This is a genomic window from Ignavibacteria bacterium, assembly GCA_017303675.1.
Classification (GTDB): domain Bacteria; phylum Bacteroidota; class Ignavibacteria; order Tepidaquicellales; family OLB5; genus OLB5.
Genome location: JAFLBX010000001.1, coordinates 1,279,076 through 1,300,312, shown reverse-complemented (window position 1 = coordinate 1,300,312; position 21,237 = coordinate 1,279,076). Strand labels below are relative to the sequence as shown.

General features: G+C 37.8%; 19 protein-coding genes. 13 read left to right on the top strand and 6 right to left on the bottom strand.

What is annotated here, in order from left to right; translation table 11 throughout:
* Positions 1–8 precede the first annotated feature (8 nt).
* The 5 genes from J0M37_05880 to J0M37_05860 all read left to right on the top strand — a co-directional run bounded on the left by J0M37_05880 (position 9) and on the right by J0M37_05860 (position 4,212).
* Positions 9–500 carry an acyl-CoA thioesterase gene (locus J0M37_05880; protein MBN8584608.1) on the top strand — a complete coding sequence of 164 codons (492 nt, stop codon included), beginning with the start codon at positions 9–11 and terminating at the stop codon, positions 498–500.
* Positions 501–511: 11 nt separating this feature from the next.
* Complete coding sequence (locus tag J0M37_05875; protein ID MBN8584607.1) at positions 512–1,159, top strand: ABC transporter ATP-binding protein; 648 nt, start codon at positions 512–514, stop codon at positions 1,157–1,159.
* A gap of 183 nt (positions 1,160–1,342) precedes the next feature.
* The gene (locus tag J0M37_05870) at positions 1,343–1,753 is read left to right on the top strand and encodes a GxxExxY protein (protein ID MBN8584606.1); all 411 of its coding nucleotides are present in this window, start codon (positions 1,343–1,345) and stop codon (positions 1,751–1,753) included.
* A 169-nt stretch (positions 1,754–1,922) separates the two neighbouring features.
* Positions 1,923–2,585: a heme exporter protein CcmB gene (locus J0M37_05865; GenBank protein ID MBN8584605.1), complete on the top strand. Its 663-nt coding sequence runs from the start codon at positions 1,923–1,925 to the stop codon at positions 2,583–2,585.
* 217 nt (positions 2,586–2,802) lie between these two features.
* The gene (locus J0M37_05860; protein MBN8584604.1) at positions 2,803–4,212 is read left to right on the top strand and encodes a tetratricopeptide repeat protein; all 1,410 of its coding nucleotides are present in this window, start codon (positions 2,803–2,805) and stop codon (positions 4,210–4,212) included.
* Positions 4,213–4,327: 115 nt separating this feature from the next.
* Here the strand turns inward: J0M37_05860 and J0M37_05855 are convergent, their stop codons facing one another.
* Positions 4,328–4,996, bottom strand: a complete 669-nt coding sequence (locus J0M37_05855) for an ATP-binding cassette domain-containing protein (protein ID MBN8584603.1) — start codon at positions 4,994–4,996, stop codon at positions 4,328–4,330.
* Between the two features lie 24 nt (positions 4,997–5,020).
* Positions 5,021–5,989: a 4-hydroxythreonine-4-phosphate dehydrogenase PdxA gene (gene pdxA / locus J0M37_05850; protein MBN8584602.1), complete on the bottom strand. Its 969-nt coding sequence runs from the start codon at positions 5,987–5,989 to the stop codon at positions 5,021–5,023.
* A 104-nt stretch (positions 5,990–6,093) separates the two neighbouring features.
* On the opposite strand from pdxA, the gene J0M37_05845 reads away from it, so the two are divergent.
* The gene (locus J0M37_05845; GenBank protein MBN8584601.1) at positions 6,094–7,443 is read left to right on the top strand and encodes a hypothetical protein; all 1,350 of its coding nucleotides are present in this window, start codon (positions 6,094–6,096) and stop codon (positions 7,441–7,443) included.
* 18 nt (positions 7,444–7,461) lie between these two features.
* Here J0M37_05845 and J0M37_05840 read toward each other — a convergent pair whose 3' ends face one another.
* Positions 7,462–8,586 (bottom strand): M48 family metallopeptidase, encoded by a 1,125-nt coding sequence (locus J0M37_05840; protein ID MBN8584600.1) that lies wholly within the window; start codon positions 8,584–8,586, stop codon positions 7,462–7,464.
* A 483-nt stretch (positions 8,587–9,069) separates the two neighbouring features.
* Positions 9,070–10,521 (bottom strand): T9SS type A sorting domain-containing protein, encoded by a 1,452-nt coding sequence (locus J0M37_05835; GenBank protein MBN8584599.1) that lies wholly within the window; start codon positions 10,519–10,521, stop codon positions 9,070–9,072.
* 718 nt (positions 10,522–11,239) lie between these two features.
* Between J0M37_05835 and J0M37_05830 the strand changes: the two genes are divergently transcribed.
* The 7 genes from J0M37_05830 to J0M37_05800 are packed head-to-tail and all read left to right on the top strand — an operon-like array spanning position 11,240 to position 16,904.
* Positions 11,240–12,940, top strand: coding sequence for an amidohydrolase (locus J0M37_05830; protein ID MBN8584598.1), 1,701 nt, complete (start codon positions 11,240–11,242; stop codon positions 12,938–12,940).
* Positions 12,937–13,815: a peptide chain release factor N(5)-glutamine methyltransferase gene (gene prmC / locus J0M37_05825; GenBank protein MBN8584597.1), complete on the top strand. Its 879-nt coding sequence runs from the start codon at positions 12,937–12,939 to the stop codon at positions 13,813–13,815. The genes J0M37_05830 and prmC overlap by 4 nt, the downstream gene beginning before the upstream one ends.
* Positions 13,812–14,267 carry a D-tyrosyl-tRNA(Tyr) deacylase gene (gene dtd, locus J0M37_05820; GenBank protein MBN8584596.1) on the top strand — a complete coding sequence of 152 codons (456 nt, stop codon included), beginning with the start codon at positions 13,812–13,814 and terminating at the stop codon, positions 14,265–14,267. Before prmC ends, dtd begins: the two co-directional genes overlap by 4 nt.
* On the top strand, positions 14,257–15,138 hold the full coding sequence (locus tag J0M37_05815; GenBank protein ID MBN8584595.1) for a DUF2520 domain-containing protein: 882 nt from the start codon (positions 14,257–14,259) through the stop codon (positions 15,136–15,138). Before dtd ends, J0M37_05815 begins: the two co-directional genes overlap by 11 nt.
* Before the next feature lie 6 nt (positions 15,139–15,144).
* Complete coding sequence (locus tag J0M37_05810) at positions 15,145–15,837, top strand: hypothetical protein (GenBank protein ID MBN8584594.1); 693 nt, start codon at positions 15,145–15,147, stop codon at positions 15,835–15,837.
* Between the two features lie 15 nt (positions 15,838–15,852).
* The gene (locus J0M37_05805; protein MBN8584593.1) at positions 15,853–16,542 is read left to right on the top strand and encodes a site-2 protease family protein; all 690 of its coding nucleotides are present in this window, start codon (positions 15,853–15,855) and stop codon (positions 16,540–16,542) included.
* Positions 16,539–16,904, top strand: coding sequence for a DUF1232 domain-containing protein (locus J0M37_05800; GenBank protein ID MBN8584592.1), 366 nt, complete (start codon positions 16,539–16,541; stop codon positions 16,902–16,904). Before J0M37_05805 ends, J0M37_05800 begins: the two co-directional genes overlap by 4 nt.
* A gap of 2 nt (positions 16,905–16,906) precedes the next feature.
* Here J0M37_05800 and J0M37_05795 read toward each other — a convergent pair whose 3' ends face one another.
* A complete protein-coding gene (locus J0M37_05795) occupies positions 16,907–18,010 on the bottom strand; it encodes a glycosyltransferase (GenBank protein ID MBN8584591.1) in 1,104 nt (367 codons plus the stop codon).
* A gap of 65 nt (positions 18,011–18,075) precedes the next feature.
* Positions 18,076–21,219 (bottom strand): hypothetical protein, encoded by a 3,144-nt coding sequence (locus tag J0M37_05790; protein MBN8584590.1) that lies wholly within the window; start codon positions 21,217–21,219, stop codon positions 18,076–18,078.
* Positions 21,220–21,237: the final 18 nt, after the last annotated feature.

Sequence of the window (21,237 nt, the reverse complement as noted above, 5' to 3'; positions counted from 1 at the left end):
GATCATATATGAGCGAACTGAAACCAAAAACTATGAAGGAATCACAGGTAACAATGATAGAGCTTGTGCTTCCCAATGATACCAATATATTAAAGAACCTGCTTGGCGGAAGGCTGATGCACTGGATGGATATTGCTGCAGCAATGGCTGCATCACGGCATTGCCATAACGTGGCGGTAACCGCCGTGGTTGATGACCTCTCATTCCATGAGCCCATACGACTGGGCAATATTGTTTCGCTGAAAGCAAATGTTAACCGCGCATTCAATACCTCGATGGAAGTTGGAGTTAAGGTTGAAGTTGAAGATTTTAAGACCGGTGAGAAGAAACACTCCAACAGCGCTTACTTTACATTTGTAAGTGTGGATACTGATACCTACCAGAAGATGCCTGTCCCCCAGATAATACCTGAATCACCTGAAGAAAAAAAGTGGTTCAATGACGCGCTGCTTCGCAGGGAACAAAGGCTGAACCAAAAACACGGCATTATACACAAATAATAAATATATTAATGCCCGAAATTATACCCGATCAGAAAATGAAGCTGCAGGCAGTTAACCTTACAAGAAAATTCGATAGAAAACCTATATTTGAAAATGTAAATTTCGAGCTTACATCAGGCAGTGCAACTGCCATTACCGGACGCAACGGCTCAGGTAAATCAACCCTCATTAAAATAATAGCGAATATATTAATGCAGTCCTCCGGCGAGCTGAATCTTTTCAGCGGAACCGACAAGATTAAAAAAGAAAATATTTATAAATACATCGGATTTGTATCGCCTTATCTTAACCTGTATGATGAGTTCACCGGGTACGAAAACCTGAAGATAATTTCAGATATCCGCGGCTGGGGCCATGAAAATATTGAAGAGGCACTCAAAAGAGTAGGGTTATTCCACAGGAAAAATGACCTGCTGAAAATTTATTCATCGGGAATGAAACAGCGCCTCAAAATTGCATTCGCAATTCTGCACAAGCCGCAGGTTCTGCTGCTTGATGAACCGACAAGTAATCTCGATCTCGAAGGAATTTCAGTGGTAGATGATATTTCAAATGAATATAAAAAAGAGCGTATACTAATAATTGCAACCAATGATGCCCACGAACGCTCATTATGCAATAACGAAATAAACCTGAATGAGATGAAACAAAGCTAGAATAGAACACTGATGACACTGATAACGCAGATTTTAACGGATAAAATATAATCAAATGAAATTAACAAATTACCATAATTGTATCAGTGTAGATCAGTACAATCCGTCAAATCCGTGTTCCAAAAAATAAATATTTAAGAATTCTAAGAATGAGAAGAATACTAAATTTATTGTTTAACAAGAATGATCTATACAAACTTACTGCATAAAGAGATAACCGATAAGATTCTTAATTGCTTTTATACAGTATATAATGAATTAGGTTATGGTTTCCTTGAAAAAGTATATGAAAATGCGATGAATATTGAGCTCATTGAACAAGGAATTATTAATGAAAAACAGAAACCAATCAGCGTATTTTATAAAGGTCATTGCGTAGGCGAATATTTTGCCGATATTATGGCTGATAAAAAAATAATAATTGAATTAAAAGCTAATGAAACTATTTCTTCAGCAAACGAACTGCAGCTGCTCAATTATCTGAAAGCAACTGATGCAGAAGTAGGTTTGCTTTTAAACTTTGGCAAAAAACCTGAATTCAAAAGAAAGATTTTTACAAATGATAAAAAGAAGTTATCAGTGAAACCTGTATAATTGGTTAATTCCTTATTGAGGAAATAGAACACCGATGGCACTGATAACACAGATTACAACGGATAAAAATATAATAAAATGAAATTAATAAATTACCATAATTCAATCAGTGTACATCAGTACAATCCGTCAAATCCGTGTTCAATTAAAAAAGAGCAAAAGATAAAAAATGTTTAAGCAGGCACTGGCAATATGTAAAAAAGATTTTAACAGCGAAATACGCACCCGCTATGCCGTTAATGCGCTTCTTATGTTCATAATAGTTGTTATTTCGGTGATAAAATTTTCGCTCGGCGAAGATAAGCTTTCAGCCGAAATGAACTCAGGGCTCTTGTGGATAATTATTTTCTTTGCAACATCCAACGGACTCTCAAGGGTCTTCGTATCAGAAGAAGAACGCGGAACCTCGCTTGTCCTTAAGCTCAGCTCTGATGCCAAAGCCGTTTTCCTGGGAAAGCTTATTTTCAATACTATACTTACAATCCTGATAAATTTCTTCATAATATTTTTATATATAATTATCACCGGGCTTGATATTCGTGATCTAGGTTTATTTTCACTTACAATAGGGCTCGGCACCCTGGGACTTTCTGCAGTAATGACAATAATCGCAGCGCTGATCTCCAAGGCCAGCTCCAAGGGTACTCTGTACCCGGTGCTTTCTTTCCCGCTGCTGCTGCCGCTTTTGCTGGCATCCATTAGCGCAACAACTCTTTCAATAGAAGGCGCGCCGTTTGGAGCGATTGCTGGTGAGATACAGATGACTGTATCTTACACAATTGTAGTAATAACAGCTTCATTTCTTCTGTTTGAGCTTGTTTGGAACGACTGATAAGCTTAATTTTCTGAATTATAAAGTAAGAGTTATGTTTCCTTTAAATCCCTGCAAAATTTAACTGCCTGATTTTTAAAGAAGAGCTACAAGAATAACAAACACACTGAATATCAAACAGTGTAAAAATTTTTACACCCTGTAATTGGCAATATTAACTTGATATATCTATAAAAAAATTTTAGATTGAATTAACAAAATAACTGGAGAGCAGCGATTGGGCTATTTTGACGATATAGAATTCGAAGAAGGTTCTAAAAAGAAAAATCTCGATAAAGAAGAATTAATTGAAGCTTTACTCAGCAGGCGTGAGCGTATTATGCCTGATCTGGATATTGATTCAATCGATGATATCGTTAATTATCTGCTTGAAAAAAACCTTCACACAAAAGCAATTTCATGCCTCAATACACTATTAGATTACTTTCCGTATTCAAATGAAATATGGCAGCGGAAAGCTATTATTTACGACCACAAAGGCGACTATAAAACCGCGCTTGAGTGCTTCGATAAAGCCATAAATCTCAATCCAAACGATGAAGAAGCGCTTATCAATAAGGGAATAACCCTCGATAATTCGGGTATGTTCACTGAATCCATAGAGTGTTTCGATACTGTTCTGAATTTTGCGCCCAATAATATAGATGCCCTGTTCAATAAAGGACTTATACTTGAAAAATGCGACCGCTTCGAAGAAGCTATTGCATGCTTTAAAAAGATAATTGAACTTGATCCTGAGCATAAGGATTCATATTATGAAATGGGTTACTGCTATGATTATCTCGACAGGCTTGTTGATTCCCTGGAAGCTTACGAAAAACACATAGGCATCGTGCCATTCAACTATAACGCATGGTATAACAAGGGCGTTGTGCAAAGCAGAATGGGAAGCTACTATTACGCCATCGAAAGCTATGAAATGGCGCTTTCAGTAAACCCGAAGTTCGCTTCAGCATGGTATAACAAGGGCAATGCTTACGCCAGCCTTGGTATATTGACCCGCGCTATCGAAGATTATAAAACAGCGCTTTCCATCAACAGGAAAGATGTATATGCTCTATATAACCTGGCAAGCGCGTATGAGCAGACCGGCGATAACAAAAGCGCAATTGAATATTTCTCCAAGGCTGTTGCAATAGAGCCAGGTCATTATGAATCATACTTCGGCAGGGGTAACTGCTACTACCAGATAGAGGATTTTAACAAGGCGTTAAGGGATTATGATAAAGCTGTTGAGCTTTTCAGGGAAAATCCTGAGCTTTGGTATGCCAAAGCGGATGCTGAATATAATCTTGGCAGGCTTGATGAATCAATAATCAGCTATAATACTGTTTTAGCCTTAAGCCCTGATAACCACCAGGCTTCGCTTGATCTTGCCAATACATATATTGATGTTGAAGAATATGAAGCAGCCGATAAACTGCTGTGTAATTTAATTGAAGGCAAACCCGCTTGGGCAGAGCCGTATTATGCCAAGGCGAAGCTGTTTTTCCTCCAGGCTGAAGTTGAGCTGGGAATAAAGTATATAGAAATGGCGTTCACTATAAATCCTGATGAAAGATTTGAATTCAATTTTGAAAGGGACTGGGAACGTGTTCTTCAGTTTTTGATATCAAGGGATAATTAAAATATACACTTTTTTTGCGGGCGAAGGCGCTTGTCTGCCTTTGGCATGAAAGCAATCTCATAAAAAATACAGATAATTCCTGAATAAAAAATCCGGTAACCCTTGTTGCAGCAAACTACTCCTTTATAACAACATCAAGAACTTTTTTATCTTTTATCTGAAGCAGCCGTTTGCTCTTAAGTCTGCGCACAATATCATAATTATGGGTCGCTATAAAAACAGCAGTGCCTTTATAATTAATGTTCAGCAGCAATTTTATTATTTCAAATGAAACGAAGGGGTCTAAATTGCCGGTAGGTTCATCAGCTATCAGTATATACGGCTCATTTACAATTGCGCGTGCAATTGATACTCTTTGCTGCTCGCCGCCTGAGAGCTCATACGGCATTTTTTTGTATGACTCAAATACGCCTACTTCGCTGAGCACATTAAACACCTTCTTTTTTATTACATCAGGCTTAACCCCGCTTAAGTAAAGCGGCAATGCAACATTTTCAAATACATCCCTGTCATTTAGCAGTTTGTAATCCTGAAACACAAATCCTATCTTTCTGCGAAGCACTGGAATTTCAGGCTTTTTAATATGTTTTGAATTGAACCCGTAAACCACAACTTCGCCTGCAGAAGGGAAAAGCTCCATATTTATCATTCTTAAAAGCGAAGTTTTGCCCGTACCGCTTTCCCCTATCAGGAAAACGAACTCCCCTTTTTCGATCGTAAAGCTTACATCACTGAACAGCTCTTTGGATGGATATGAAAATGAAATGTTATTAAAATTTATCAAGCTTAAGTTATTTTCCGGTTTTAGTTATTTTGCTCTGTTCCTGCTGATCTTATCAGCCCATTTTATGGCTTCTACAAGGCTTTCTTCACCTGCAATTCCCCTGCCTGCGATATCAAAAGCAGTGCCGTGGTCAGGCGATGTTCTTACAAATGGCAATCCTGCCGTAAAATTAGTGCCCTTGTGTCCCGCCAGCATTTTAAAAGGGATAAATCCCTGGTCATGATACATTGCTAAGGTCATTTCAAAGTTACGGTATTTTTTCGAAGCAAAAAATGCATCTGGTGAATACGGCCCGCTTGATTTTACCTGTGATCTTTTATTCTTAAAGTTAAATTCTTTTATAGCAGGAATTATTATCTTCTGTTCTTCATTACCGATCTGCCCGTTATCGCCTGCATGCGGATTCAATCCAAGAACAGCTATCTCTGGTCTTTTATAACCAAGATCATTTACCAGTACGTCATAACATATTTTTAACTTAGCGGTGATCCGTTTTTTTGTTATAAGCTTCGGTATATCTTTTACAGGCGGGTGCGTTGTTACAAAAGCCATGTTCAGAATATCAGAAAGCATTACCATGCATGAATCCTTGCTGCCGCTTAGCGCAGTAAGCATTTCTGTGTGGCCATCAAACCTGAAGCCGCCTGAATTAAGCGACCTCTTGTTTATTGGCGCGGTAACTATCGCGTCATATTCGCCCTCGAGGCAAAGCTCAATTGCAGTTTTAATTACCAGTCCTGAAATAAAACCCGCTTCAGCCGAAATAACTCCGGGTGTTATTGCGAATTTACCGGTTTCTAAGGGAATAATATTAAAATTATCTGCATTCAGCTTATATTTAAAAAGCCTGCTGTAATATGTTAAAACTTCAACGGGTGAAATCACCGTCAGATCATATTTTTTTGTAATTTCCCTGTTCTTAAGGGTTTTCAGAATTATTTCAGGGCCAATTCCGTTGGGATCGCCTATTGTTATTAATAATCTGGGTTTCATCTGCCAAATATAATTTTTATACGGTGCATTTACAATATATATATTACTTAATTTTATATTTTTAAATAATTTATTATTCTTGTAACAAGTTAATTAATTATACAATGGAAACCTTCAGGAATTCACTTTTACAAAAATTTTATTTATTAACTGCTCTCTGTTTAACCTCATCCGTTTTTTTATCATCATCTTCCCGGTCTCAGGATATCGTTTCAGAATATAAAGAGCCTCAAGTCATTGAAGGAAGTAATCTGACCATATATGCAGATCCGGATATCATGTATGGCAACAGGTATGATTCAAGATCAACAAATCAGTTTGGATATTTTATAGGTGCCCGGGCTTATTATACAAAATGGAAATTCACTAACAGAATTGATTACTCTTTAAGCTCAAGTGTTCACTTGGATATGTCAAAATACCCTGATTCAGATCGTGATAACTTTTATTCTTCAAGCAGTTTTGGTTTAAAAGGTGCTTTAAGTTATTATCTTATAAAAGATAAATTATTTATCGGCGGTTATAACCGGTTTTCAGCGGGATTTCACAATTATCAAAGCAGCATGTTTCAAAACAGGTTTTATCCTTTTATAGGTTACGGAAAGCTTACTGATGCTTTTATAATAAATGAAACATCGAACTTTGAAAGTGTACTACTGAAAGAGAAATACATTAGTAAACCGTTTGATATTAAGACCCGTGATTTATTGAATCTGTTGCTTGACCAAAGAAACAGCAGTGTTTTCGGAAGCCTGTATAAAGATGATGCCGATATTGAGTTCTTTACAAAGCTGGAAAAGATACTGCTTGAAAAAGGAATAATAAGCAAACCCCTTAACGCACGCACTACCATGAAACTGTACCAAACATTGACTAACAGCTCGTTTATACTTTTCCCGCTTTTCAAAGGCTTTCAGTTCCAGGCAGAGCTTGGTTATATCACCAATAATTATGAAGCTGATACTGTACGTGATCCTGTAACATTATCACTTAATTCAGTTTACGGTAAGCCTTTGGGGATACATACAAGCCTTCTTTTCTACGGACATTTTGTTTTTCCGGTAAACAAAAATTCAAATACTGATTATTATGAGCCTAATATGCACTCGCCCGTTTTGTTAAGAGCAGAGTATCAGCTAATTAGAAATTACAACGAGATCAATCCTGATTTTATATATATTAAAAACGGATTGTTTGATTATAAAGCAAATGCAGGAATAAAGATCTTTCATTACTTTAATCCTTTTACGGGGATCAGCGGGTGGTTTGAAGGTTACATAGAAAAAAATAAAGTAAGCTCTCTGCCCTTAGGGTATAATATTTATACCGGGGGTGAATTGCTGCTGAATGTGCTGAATAAGTTCAGGATCAGCTCGGGAGTTCATATTTTTAAAGAAACGGGTAACGGGTTCATGGTTCATTTAAGGAATAGCTTAACTTATTATATTTTCTAAAAAACCTAAAACGTTTTATTAAGTATTGGAATATTTTAAATTGAAATAATTCCTTGCTGCTTCAATCCTGCGTTTTATTGATGGATGCGAATAGGTCCAGAATTCTACCAGCTTATTGGGCTCATCATTTGCGAGATTCTGCTCTGCAAGCTTTTTCATGGTGCTCTCAAGCGCATCGGGATCCCGGGTAGTATCAATTGCGTACCTGTCAGCTTCAAACTCAAACTTACGTGAAATTCCAGCGCTTAGCGGCGAAGTAAAGAAGCTGTAAATTGCCGCTATCAAAGCAAGCAGCGGAAGCGCGCCTATTTCCCACGGGTGCGTGAACCCGAATACCGGCAGCAGCCGTATATATACCTGTGACATAAGGAATAGACCTGCAAAAGTGCCGAATACTGATATCAGAATATTTTTTACAATATGTCCGCGTTTGTAATGACCCAGCTCGTGTGCAAAAACAGTTTCAATTTCTTTTTCTGTGAATGTTTCAAGCAGTGTATCGCCCAGTATTATCCTTTTAGTTCTGCCCAGTCCCGTAAAAGCAGCATTGGCTTTTTTTGTGGTTTTGCTCATGTTGAACTTATATATTCCGCTGACTTTAAATCCCGCTTTATTACACATATCCATAAGCCTGGTTTTCAATTCTTCATTATCTATCGGTGTGAACTTATAGAACAAAGGAAATATAAGCACCGGTGCAATTTGCGCAAGGAGTATAGAATAAACCCAAACAATGCATGCGAGATACAGCCACCAAAGCTCATAACTTGAAATAAGCCAGTAGAACAAAAACGCAATTGGTGCCGCAATAATACTTCCCACAAGCGCAGCTTTCAGCTTTTCGGCGATCCACTTGCCGAAAGTCAGATTTGAAAGCCCGAATTTATGTTCAAGCCTGTAGCCGAAAGCATAATCTACCGGGAAAGATATTATTGAGCTTACCAGTCCTATAATTAAACCGTAAATTACGAGCGCAATATACGGATTTGAAGTATAACCATAAGCAAAAAGCTCAAGCTTTTTGCTGTACCCTAACCAAAGAAAAAGTATAAGCAGAATAAAGGATATTACTGATTCCGTTATATTAACAATGAGCTTAATTTTCTCATATTTCTTCGCCTGAATTTTACGGTTTTCATCCATATAATACAAAATTATGATTAAAAATCCGGAGTTTAAACAGATAAAGTTATACAGCTGTAGTAAAAACACAGCAAACCATATCAATCGCAGCCGAACCACTGTCAAAGCCAGTTCTGCGACTTTTAGGGTTCGAACTTAAGAATCTGCAAAGTCTCTCCGAAGGTGGGCTCTGTGTTACAAGGTTTCCCCTCATTCCCAAACTCCGGTTTGGGAGTGTTTGTGTCTCCGCAAGCTTTTGTAGCCGAACCCTTTTAGGGTTCGTGCTTGAATCACGGCTTATCTTAAGAAAGCCTAAGTGTTCCCAATAACATTACATACTGATAAGCCACGAAGTGGCGAAAAATTCAAGCGAAGGGCGAAGCCCATCGAACGAATGAACTTATATATCATAAGCCCTGAAAGTCGCAATAAAAAATGCCCGGTAAAGACCTTACCGGACACTTAATTAGCTGCCTAAAATTAAGTCGCTATTTCTCCACTTCGCTATTTTAATAACACCATTTTCTTCGTATCTGTAAATCCATCAGTTTCAATTTGATAAAAATACATTCCGCTTGCAAGATTCGAACCGTCAAATTTAACTTCATAACCTCCGGCTTTTTTGTATTCATTTATACTGAATACTTCCCTGCCCAACAAGTCATATACCTTAATAGTTATTTCTGCGTCTTTCGGTATTTCGTACTTAATAGTTGTAGTCGGATTAAATGGATTTGGGAAATTTTGATTTAAAGCAAATTTTTCCGGTAAATTTTGATTGTTGCCGGCAATTCCAATAGGGGGAAATGCTGATGTATTCAGATTACTATCGGTTCTCACGGCATAAAGATCATATCTGTGGCTGCTCCAATTTGAAAAGTAATCGAATGTTCCGGCAAATAATATATCTCTGTTTGGCAAAGGTAATATTGATGAGAAAATTGCATAGCTATAACTTGGAAAGTAAACCTGCTCTCTAAGTAAATTGAAATTTGAATCTATCAATTGAGCTTTAGCATAAGTATACAAAGTAGATGAAGAGTCAACCCTTTTAGTTAACACAATTTTATTCGTGTTTAATGCTGACATATCATCAAAAAATTCTTTACTGGTTCCGTATGGTATCCAAATTTTTGTTTGCAATAAATTTCCAGAAGTATCAATCTTAAGTATAAAAGTTTTTTCATCTATATTTATATCAGTATTACCACCGATTAAATATGTATTTTTAAAATGACATATTTTCTGTCCAGAATTTCTATTGTTACTTGCAATATAATTTTTTTCCCACACCAAATTACCATCGTAGTCTAACTTTACTACATAGATTTTTGTAGTATCGGGATCTTGGTTATAGCCCGTAAAAACAAATCCAGTTTGATTAGATTCTATTACAGAGTAAAAACCTTTGGTAGAAGATCCAGCGAAAATTTTCTGCCAAATAAAATTCCCGACCGAGTCTATTCTTACAGCAAATGCCTTCAAGCCTGAATTTCCACATAAAATAAAACCATTATCATAAATTCTTTTCATGTCCCAACATAAAAAACCAACCGGTAACATTTTATTCCATAGAATATTACCCGCACTATTAATCTTTACAACACTTAAAGAATCTCCTAAATTTGCTAACACACAACTGCTATCACTTGAAAGTGCTGCAGTATATAGTCCTCCCGTAATTTTACGGCTCCAAAGTGTGTCACCTTGTTGATCTATTTTTATAACATATGAGTAAGAAGTAATAATATTATCTACATAACCACAAAAGTAAAAACAATTACCCGGTGCTGGTAATATTTTATATCCAAAATCGTTTTGGTAAACATGATATGTTCTTTGCCATGTAATACTTTGGCTGATCAAACTATGGCAAAAGATTAAACTAAATACTAAAAAAGCTATAAATTTTAGTTTAAGTGTAAGTATTTGTTGATATTGAGGATTTTTATTCATAAAATTAAAATAAGTTTTTCCGCCTTAGAAACAAGGTTTCTAAAATGATAACATCATTTTATCAACAGGATTCTAATATTGTTAGCTTAAAATAATGCACTTTTTAGCCTTTTGCAACATTAAAGCAAAATGTTATTATTATACAAAATTATTAAAATAAGTTTATTTGCGGAAAATAAGCATCAAGGCTCGGGTTTTTATAAGTTACTACGCTTAGTTATGGGTTTCATTACAAAGATATTACATCATATAAGGCAATACAATGATTCAGGTCATTAAAACCTCTATTCCATTATACTTTCAACAATCAAAAAAGAGATTAAATATTCCCTTGTATATGCTATTATCATATATTATAATAGCTAATATATGTATAATACATATATATCAAACTTTAAACTCCTTTATAATGAATAAATATTACCGGTATATTTTCTCACTTAGCATTTTCATAATGAGAAAGTTAACATTATGTAATTTCGAACTTTTCTCATTATGAATAATTCATTTTGAAACTGTGTCAAAATGAATTTATTCATCTTGAAAAAGTTTCACTTTCGAATAATAAGCTGTTTTCGCAATAAATGCTTCCAAACTCCGCAAAAAAAAATATTCAAATAATTAATAAAAATGAAACTGCAAAAAAGCTTATTTATATTCATTTTTCGTTCATATTAAATTGCCTATATTTGTGATAATTAAATATAAATTTCAACTGATGAGAGCAAAAACTTTTAAAATAGCCGTAAAAGTACTGTTTTTGGCGTTTTTCAGCATATTTCTGGCTGCATGCAGCAAAAATCCTGAGGTTATTTACATCAATGGTAAGATTTATACACTCGATAAGAACAACACAATTGTTGAGGCAATAGCTGTTCACGATGGCAGGATACTTGCCTCGGGGAAATCAGGTGAGCTTACCGAAAAGTATAAGGACGCAAAGGTTATAGATCTGAAAGGCAAAACAGTTGTGCCGGGCTTTATTGATGCAGAGGCGAACTTAATGGAGTTTTCAAAGCAGCTAAGCCTGCTTGATCTGCGCAACGCCAGATCAGTTGAAGAGATACTGAATATTGTACGCGAACGCGTTAAAACCTCAAAGCCCGATGAATGGATAGGCGGCTTCGGGTGGGATGAGCTGAAGCTTCCTGAAAAAGATCTTGAAAGGCTTAACCACTCACTGCTTGATGGTGTATCCATGCAGCATAATATTTACCTGGTGAATGCGCTTGGCAACACAACCTGGGTTAACAAAAAAGTTCTTGATGCCGCAAAAGTAACCAAAGATACCCCTGACCCCGAGAACGGAGCCATTGGCTTTGATGAAAGCAATAATACCAACGGCCTTTTTTATGAAGCGGCTCAGGAAATAGTTATAAACATACTCCCCCAGCCTTCAGAGCAGGAAGTGATGTCTAACATAACACGCGGTATCAATGAACTCTTTAAATACGGTATCACAGAAATAAACGACGCAAATATAACCGAGCAGGGCTTAAGCGTTTATAAAAAAATGGTGGATGATAATAAGTTCCCGATTAGGCTTTACGCAATGATACCCGGCAAAGGTCCCCTGTTTGAAAAATACATTTCAAGCGGTCCCGAAAACTATAAAGACAGGATAAACGTTAAGTGCGTTAGCCTTGAATATGACGGCTATTTTGAAACACAGGATGCCGCAATGAATGATGATTACAATGAAGAACCTAAACGAATGACCCCCTTTAATGATGAGTTCGATATAAAGGAAATGACCAAAAAAGCCAATGAAAAGGATTTCCAGGTTTCAGTTAAAACAGTTGGTGATAGAGCCTTAACACAGACATTGAACGCAATTGAATCTGTTAACAAAGAAGTTAAGCCAAAAGCAGGCAGAACAAGGCTTGAGTATCTTGAGTTTGTTAACCAGCAGGACCTCCAGAGGATAAAACAAATGGAAATTATTCCAAGCGTAAGACCTGAAGTAACACTTGCTGATAAGCTGCTTATAAATGAGCTGATAAAACCTGATAATGTCCAGAACCTGGGCTTATGGAACAGCTTATTCAAGCAGAATAATGTTATTATCTCGGGAACCGACTTCCCTTATCACACAATTAACCCGCTGATAGTAATGTATTACTTATCCACAGGGCTCTCGGCAGATACTGCCGCAAACAGGCTAACCAATAATACAGCCCAGAAACTAAGCGTGCTTGACGCGCTGAAATCATTCACAGTGTATTCTGCTTTCGCCTCGTTTGCAGAAGATGTTAAGGGTACGCTTGAAAAAGATAAGTTCGCTGATATGGTAGTACTTTCCGAAGATATAGTTTCATCTGACCCGGCAGTTCTGTTAAAAACAAAAATATTAATGACAATTGTACGCGGTGAAGTAGTATATGAAAACAAAAGCCCGGGAGCTTATTTATTTCAATGAGTACTGCCGTTAAGACCTGGAGGATCCTTGATATCCTGAAAGTAACTGAAGCAGCATTTGCCGAAAAAGGCATAAAAAACCCGAGGCTTAACGCAGAGCTGCTTCTTGCAGAAACCACCGGCGAAAGCCGCTTCAGCCTTTACCTGAACTTCGAAAAACCCTTAACTGAAAGTGAAGTATCCGATTACAGGGAAAAAGTTAAAAGGAGGCTCAAACATGAGCCTCTTCAGTATATACTTGGCAAAGCCGGATTTTACGGTATGGATCTCATGGTCAACCCCTCTGTCTTGATACCAAGACAGGAAACTGAAATACTGGTGGAAAAAGTACTTGAGTATATTAAGGGCAGTAACACTGCCCGGCCAAAGATACTGGAGATCGGCACAGGCTCAGGCTGTATTTCCGCAGCAGTTGCCGCAAATTGTGAGTGTTCAGTTACTGCAATTGATATCAGCGCTGAAGCAGTTGAATTAGCAAAAGAAAACGCAGCCCTGAACAATTTAAACGGTAAAGTTCAGTTCATAACCCGTGATTTTTTTGATCCCGGCTTAACATTTGAAGGCTATGATATTATTGTTTCTAACCCGCCGTATATTTCAGCGGCAGATGTGCCGGGACTGAATGAAGAAGTGAACGCTTATGAGCCTTATATTGCCCTCACAGATAGCGGCGACGGGCTTTCATTTTATAAAAGAATATTTGAGCTCTATAACGGCTCAATAAATAAACCGGCAGTTTTTCTTGAAATTGGCGACGGTAAAAAAGAGAGCATAGTGAAGCTTTTGAGTGAAAGTAATATAAGTGAATACAATATTCACCGGGACTTGATTAAATTACCGCGGGTACTGGAAATTAACAACAAAGCAAAACAATGATTGCATTAATACAAAGAGTTGCAGAATGTAACGTTACGGTAAAATCAGAAATAATTTCAAGTATGCGCGGGGGGCTGCTTGTTTTGCTTGGCGTAAAACAGGATGACACCGAACAGGACGCCGAGTACCTGGCGGCAAAAACCGTAAACCTGCGGATCTTTCAGGATGAAAATGAAAAGATGAACTTATCACTGCTTGAAACCGGACTTGATATGACCATAGTTTCGCAGTTTACTCTGCATGCCGATACACGGCACGGTAACCGCCCAAGCTTTACTGATGCTGCAGAGCCCAAGAAGGCAAATGAGCTGTATGAGTATTTCATCCGTGAAGTGAAGAACCTGATTGGGTTCGATAAAGTACATACCGGTGAGTTCGGCGCGATGATGAAGGTAAAGCTTGTAAATGAGGGTCCCGTAACAATATCCTTAAGAAGTAAAAATGACTACTAAGAAAAGAGCTGATAATATACTGATCATCGGGTTCGGGAAGCTGGGCTCGCACCTTTACCATGAATTAAAACACACGGGTAAATTCGGGAATATTGCAGCAATTAAAAGCCGCAGCATAAAGGATGAAATGTTTAAAAAGCTTGCTGAAAAAAGTACCCTTATTTTAATTTGTGTACAGGATTCAAAAATAGAGCAGGTAGTACAAAAGCTGCTGCGCGCAAAAGCTGACCTGAAGAATAAGTTTATATATCATACTTCAGGAGCTTTAACTAGTGATGCACTTTCAGCTCTTGCGGCAAAAGGCGCTGTGACGGGTTCATTCCACCCTGTTCAAAGCTTCGCTTCAAAGGTATCTGCAAAAGCAGGCAGCTTTAATGGTATATACATTGCCGCCGAAGGCAGCAGCAAAGCAGTTCAGAAAATGAATGGTTTGGCAAAATCACTCGGTGCAATTCCATTTAAAATAGAAAAAAAGAACAAAGTGTATCATCATATATGCTGCGTTATGTCCTCTAACTTTTTAACGGTTCTAAACAGCAAAATAGAGCAGACCGGGCTTAAAAAGATACAAATAAATGGGTTTAATAATCGCACTTTTTTCAACATATATATGCCTCTGGCATTACAAACATTAAAAAATGTTGCTGCATCAGGACCTGCTGCAGCGTTGACCGGACCTATAGAGCGCAATGATCTATCCACAATAAAAGCTCATCTTGATGCGCTGAAAAAAAGCGATAAAGACCTGTTAACATATTATATTTTAATGGGAATTGAAACGGTCAAACTGGCGTTAAAAAAGAAAAGCATAAGGAAATCTGATGCAGACAATATATATAAATTATTTTCCAAATATATTATTAAACAATAGTTTATATTGAAAACCCAATATCTTAAACTCATCTTACCTGTTTTACTGATAGTAATAACAGCCGGAATTAACTCTCAAAGCCTTTTAAAGGAAAGATCTGCTATTAACAGCATGCTTGGTACAGCATCTTATAAAAAGAGTAATTCAGTTTCATTTGCTGATTCGCTGAACAAGAACTTAATTACAAAAAGATCCATCAGCGCATTGTTCATAGGTTTTGGCGGCGGAATTGCGATACCGGTTTCAAAATTCTCTGAAACTGCTAATCCAACATTCGGTATTTTAGGCAGAATGGAATTTTCATCAACGGGTATCTTCCCGTTTGTAATAGGCGGTGAAGTAAACTACTATTCATACAATTCCCCGGATGAATTCCGCGCAGTTAATATTTTAAGCAGTTACAGAACAAAAATTCTTTCATTCGGCCTTAATATTGATTACTCTTTATCAAAATTATTCAGGTCTTCATTTACAATGCCGTTCTTAACAGTTGATGTAAAGAGCAATAATATAAAAAGGGATTTTGATGAAAACCGTTCATTCGAAGGGCTGGCGCTTAATGAATCAAAGGTAAGTGTTGGCGCAGGCGTTGGCTTTACCCTGTTCATACTGGATTTTTCAGTGAAGTATAATTACATGAAAGATAACTCGTTTGTTTCGGTTACTACAAAAACAAAGATACCTATAATCAGATTTTAGACAGAGATAATTTAAATGGACCTGAAGTCATATGCCGAAAATATATATATAATCCCCATACTGATCTTTTCTGTAGTAATACATGAAATGGCTCACGCATGGGTAGCGCTTAAATGCGGTGATACCACCGCAAAAGATCTTGGCAGAATAACGCTGAATCCGATACCGCATATAGATCTTTTCGGTTCGATAATTATTCCCTTATTTTCAATATTAGCAACCGGAAGGGTTTTTATAGCATGGGCAAAGCCCGTACCCATCGATCCCAGGAATTTCAGGAATTTCAAACGGGATGATACACTGGTAACAATTGCGGGACCGATAAGCAACCTGCTGATAGCTTTTTTATGTGTGGTTTTTACAGTGGCTCTTTATTATATAATTTCGGCAGCTAATCCTGCTGAGGGTTCCTTCTTCTTTGAATTTTTGAATTACATGCTGAAGATGTTTTATGCGGGTATAATACTGAATGTTTCGCTTGCTGTATTTAACATGATACCTATTCCGCCGCTTGACGGTTCTCACGTACTGGCTAACATCCTTCCCGATGAGCTGGCAATGCGCTACCGCAGTATCGGCTTTATGGGAATTTTCATAATACTGGCTTTGTTTAATTTTGTACCGGGATTCTCCCAGGTATTTATATCAATAATAACATTTGTGGCAAGGCCATATCTTAACTTAGTTGATCTTTTTATAAGATGAAAAATAAATATGAAATATCAGAAACGGAAGAAATTGCTCTTCTGAAAGATTATTACCCTGAGAGGCCGCTTTCAGAAAAGGAAGCCGGCGAATTAAACCAGAGTGTTGAGAAAAAGATCGCTTCCAGCAAAAAAAGTATCTTTAAGATCTTAAGCCATCTTAAGGCTTTAAAAAGATATATGCTTGACCATGATGTAAAGTGGTACAGAAAATCTGTGGTGGTTGCTGCGCTGCTGTATTTTATAACGCCGGTTGACGCGATGCCTGATTTTGCTCCGCTGCTTGGTTACCTTGATGATATCGGGGTTATAGGGTGGACTATCAAATTTCTTGGTGATGAGATAAATTCGTATTACGAATAAGTTCAGATCTTTTGGTTTTTCCATACCACTTTTCTGCCCATAACAACCAGCAAAGAAGTGATAATTACATAAACAGCAAAATAAAATTCAAACAGCGGCATAAAGATATAAACCTTAAACATCCTGAATTCCTTAATTGCCGGGAAAAGAAAAATACTATCAAAAATTAACTTCACCCCTATGAAAAACAGCCAGCTGCTAAGCGGCAGAAATGCCCAGCCGCCTAAAATCACAGCACCGCACAGCCATGAAAGCACCCCGATAACTATTCCCAAGTTGAATTCACCCATGCCGCCGAGTGCCCAGCGTTTTTTCTGCCTGAATAATGTCGTTAAATCACCGCATGGCAGTGTCACATTTTTAGTTTCATCATCAACCGGGAAAACAGTTCTTTTATAAGATGAATCCTTGTGAATTTTCTGCAGCAGCAGGAAATCTTCAGTAATAGAAAATCTGATTTTTTCATATCCGCCTATTTCATCGTATGCTTCCCTGCGGTAAGACATATTGTTACCTACACAGCTGATAGGAATCCCGGCTCCATCACCCCCGGAAGCTACCGAGAGCAGGTAAAGCCAGTCAGCTGACTGCAGCGAAGAAAAAATGCCTTTGGGCTCTATTACAGAATAACCGGCAGCAACACCGGTTTTATCGTCATAATAATCCAGCATTCTTCTTAACCAGTTTGGATTTATTTCAATATCGGCATCCGTTGTAAAAATTACTTCACCGGTGGCGGATTTTAAAGCCTGTGCCAGAGCATTGGTTTTGCCTTTAAGCTTGGTATGGGTATGTTCTTCAGTGATTTCAAGATACTTAAGTGAAGGGTTATTTGCAGTATAGGAAAGCATAATTTCTTTCGTTCTGTCTGTTGAACGGTCATTAACAAGTATAGCTTCGGTCTTTCCGGCAGGGTAATTCAGCCGCAGCAGTGATTTTATACATTCTTCTATGCTTGCTTCTTCGTCTTTAGCGCAGATAATAATTGAAACCTTTGGCTCAAATGAAGATCGTGAAGCCTTGCGTGAATTTACAAGCAGCCCGATCAGCAAAATAAAATGCACCAGCAGGTAAACGCCAAGAATTATATTTACGATTAAATCCATAAAAAAAGTCCCGCAAAAAAATAAATTTGTTACGGGACTAACATTTAATTTAAAATTTATTCAAATTATTTTACTACAGCAATTTTAATCGAAGCAGTTTCACTGCAGCCGCCGCTGAGTTCCAGCACTGCAATATATATTCCGCTCTGGACCGTGGATATATCCCAGGGCACTTCATTATCAAGACCTTTATTGGTAGTGCCGGCAAGTGTTGTAACTAGCTCTCCGGCAAGATCCATTATCTTGATATTAACGGCTGAAACATCGCCGCCTAAATAATAACGAATATTTGTCGTTTTTCCGTATGCCGGGTTTGGCCAGTTATATACTTTATCAGAAGGCAGACACGGTAAGTTAGAAGTAACTGATGAGATACTGCCTGAACCATCATTGGTATGTGATGAGTTTCTCAGGAAGTTCTTCCACAATACTTTTGTATCATTATAAGCCCAGGGAGTTTTGTAGCCATAAAGATATCCGTCTTCTGAATATACCAGAATCCCAAAGTTCCCGTCAGAATTAATAATAGCCGGGGTTGAGCGGATCCTTCCGCCTGTTGTTATGGGAAATCCGTCAAGTACTTTACCGTTTATGCTGTAAGCGTAAACCCTTCCATCGCCTGTTCCGAAGATCACTTCGGCGATATTATCGCCGTTAAGATCAGCAACTGCAACACCGCTGGTGATAGAGCTTACGTTGGGAATACTATACGGAAAGTTATCAAGTACAACGCCGAATTTATTGATGACATATATTTTATTATCTGCAGTAAGAATAATTTCCTGCTGCCCGTCACCATTGATATCGCAAATGGTAGGGGTTGAGTTTACTGTCGTTATTCCAAGATTGTTCGATAGTACTGTATCACCGCCTTCAACAGCTTCCCTGGTGATCTTATTATCACTTGTTACAGTAACTTTAGTTGTATAAGCATCAATGATCTGCCCGAAATATATATAACCTGTTGAAAGAAACTTCCTGCTGTTATCTATAAAAGTGTAACTTCCCGGCAATGCACCGTTAAGACTGTATGCAAGTGAATTAATTTTTAAATTTGAAACAGAATCGAAACTATAAGTTAAGCTGTCAATAGAGAACTTAGCTACTTTCCCGTTTTGAGAACCAATGTAAATTTTGTTTAACGGGTTAGGCTGGCTAGGCGAGCTTAATGTCAAATTCGGTGTTGTTAAAACCGCACCGGCATCAAAACTCTGCACCAACGGTGCAGATGTTGCAGAATCAATCACAAAGCTTATAAGATTCAGCCTGCTGCCTGATACACCTGTCACGAATTTATTATTTCCGCCAATATTGTAATTAAGGAAGCCAACTGCAAACCCTGAAGCACTATCTTTCAAAAAGCCGTTAGGCATATCAACTCTGATCGGATTTCCGTTATCACGGAATCCAAAAAGGGTATCGTTTATATTCACAAATAACTCATCATAACTGTTACCGTTATAATCAAATCCAATTGGTTGAGAGTTACCTGAAGTATCAACACCTACATATCGCGGGAAGCCCGTGATATTAGCAACATTGCCGCAAACCTGATATGTAAAGGTCATTGTTGAGCCTATCTGGCTGAAGCCTGATAAACAAACCCTGGAATTAATATTGGAATAACTTTTAGAATTTGGGAAAGTTGTCTGGTTAAACTCATTCCTGTAAATATTTGATGGCCTGTAATGCTCGCCGTTATACCAGAAATCAACAAAGAAGCCGTCACTGATTATATCACCTATTGGAGTTGGTACAACAACCCCGATATCCTGGGAGCCTTTTGCTTCTTCAACATCAACACCGCGGTGATCAATATTTGTATTTATTGTATTACTTGTAATATTGGCATCTATTACATTTTCATCAATGTGCCATACAAGTATACCGCCCTGGTAATTTGCAGTGTCATTTTTTAGACCGGGAACGCTCCAGTCAAGTTCATCAACATCAGTAATGCTTCCTTTAAGCCTCCAAATATCTGAACTGTTAAAGCCATCAATATCTTTTGTAAAATTCATAGAATCCCGGACACCATTTTGATTTACGTAGTAAATAGTTTGTCCATTTCCATACGCATCACGGTTACGGTTTTCAACCAGGAAATATTCTTTACCGGAAATAAGTATCTTATATACCGATTCATTCCCGTTAACATCAAGTGTAGCTGCTTTGGTTGTATATGTGCCGCCGGTTCCCAAGACGATTGGATCAACCCAGCCCAGGTATTGTTTTTCCCATGCCGATGGTTCCGGTGGAAAAACGCCGAGATAACTGAAAATTGCCTGTCCATCCATTAGTCCAAATCTGCCAATTGCAGTTCTGCCTGTTTCTGTATCAAACAGGTCAGGGAGACCCAAATGGCTGCCGATGGTTGCGACAACAATACCGTTCATGCCAAGTTCTAAGAATACATCGCCGAAGGATGTATTAATTATACGGAACTCCTGCTCAGGGAGCATACATGAATTGGAAATTATCGTACCTTCATTAGTGTAGTAACCCTGTGTCGTATCTCCATAGATAGACCTTAATGTACCAAGCCCCATATATATTGAAGGGAGATCAAGCTCACCAACGAACAATCCCTGGGAAGCAAGATCAACATCTCTACCAACTCCAGCATGAAAAATAATAAATGCGGAATTGTTAGCGTTGATGCCTGAAAAATCTATTGTACTATCAGCCGAGCGCCATACATCGTAAAAGAATGTACCCATTCTGCCAAGGTTCTCTGTTCTGCGGGGTGAATATACTTCCATCTCATTTGGAAGGTTCCTTACGCTTGGAAGCAGAACGTAATTTATGACGAGCTTACCTTTAGAAGATTTATAATAATAATTCTTCAGGAATTCCAGCTTATGAATAAAATACAAACTGTCATGTGGCGGAGCATCAACTGAATCAGGGTAATTGCTTGATACATCAAACCTGCCGTCGCCGGTTGTCTGAGAGTTATTATCAGGCTTAAACTGAACCCTGATAGCATAAACATTCAGAGTTTCAGGCGCTGCAGAACGAAACAGAACATTAGTATAGTAATTTTCGTTTTTTGTCTGCGGGTGATAGTTAAGCGGATGGCTTAACCTCAGCTGCTTATCAGCAACCTTGCTGTTTAACAGGTTATTGGCCTGTGAATAAACAGGATCTGCTGTTAAAAATTTAACGGATACCAACAGCAAAATTGCTGTCAGTATCCGCAGTTTCATTAGCGAACTTAATATGAT